Genomic DNA, 947 nt, shown 5'->3' on the forward strand with positions numbered 1-947 from the left:
CCTACCGGCAGGCAGGCTTGCAAAGTTAACCGCTAACCCACGCAACTCATAGCCAAACCGTTAGCAATAATTAAAACTCATTAACAATAGTTAACATAAAAGATAGCTAGTAATAGATAGGTTTGTATCTAAATTATAATATTTAAGTCATAACTAACGATTATACAAACCCGTTAACAATATTCAAAAACGTAATGCAAAAACTTAAATCACTCATTTTATTAATAAGTATCGTTTGTATTTCTTGTAGCCATAAACAGGATAAAAATTCAAACGCTAAGGTTCAAGACAATCAAATAGATTCTTACTTAAAAGAGTGTGAAGCCAATGGCTTTAATGGTGCACTGTTAATTGTCAAAAACGACAATATCATTCTCAACAAAGGTTACGGGTTAGCTAGTAAAAAGGATTCTATTCCAAATACACCTGAAACCGTTTTTGACATCTGTTCTGTAACTAAACAATTTACCGGAGCGGCTATTGTAAAACTTGAAGAAGAAGAAAAGTTAAAGGTAACGGATACTTTAGGTCAATATTTTAAAAACATTCCATCTGATAAAAGAGGAATAACCATTCATCAATTACTGACACATTCAGCAGGCTTCGGGCATGGTATTGGAGTTGGAGATTTCGACCATATGCCTCAAGACGTTTATTTTAAAGAATTGTTTGATACTGAGTTGCGTTTTAAGCCAGGAACAAGTTATTCCTATTCCAATTCAGGATATAGCGTGCTTGGACGAATAATTGAATTAGTATCAGGAAAGAATTATGAAGACTATCTTAAAGAAAAAATATTTGAACCAAGCGGAATGAAGCATACAGGTTATCTGTTACCCGAATGGGATAATAAATCGATTGCTAATGAGTATTTATACAATTGTAGCCTTCCCTAAAAATAGGACAGCTTAAAATTAGAATTTTCTAACTTTAAATTTTAACTGTCA

The 947-nt window shown here is 32.7% G+C and carries 1 protein-coding gene; it reads left to right on the forward strand.

Annotated elements, in window-relative coordinates; translation table 11 throughout:
* Positions 1-194 precede the first annotated feature (194 nt).
* On the forward strand, positions 195-896 hold the full coding sequence (locus tag WAO84_RS17150) for a serine hydrolase domain-containing protein (protein WP_340067370.1): 702 nt from the start codon (positions 195-197) through the stop codon (positions 894-896).
* Positions 897-947 lie beyond the last annotated feature (51 nt).

The sequence above is a fragment of the Ascidiimonas aurantiaca genome (assembly GCF_037646345.1).
Taxonomy (GTDB): Bacteria; Bacteroidota; Bacteroidia; order Flavobacteriales; family Flavobacteriaceae; genus Ascidiimonas; species Ascidiimonas aurantiaca.

Excerpts from the sequence above, each read along its gene's own strand:
- WAO84_RS17150 (WP_340067370.1), top strand. The coding sequence starts at position 195 with ATGCAAAAACTTAAATCACTCATTTTATTAATAAGTATCGTTTGTATT.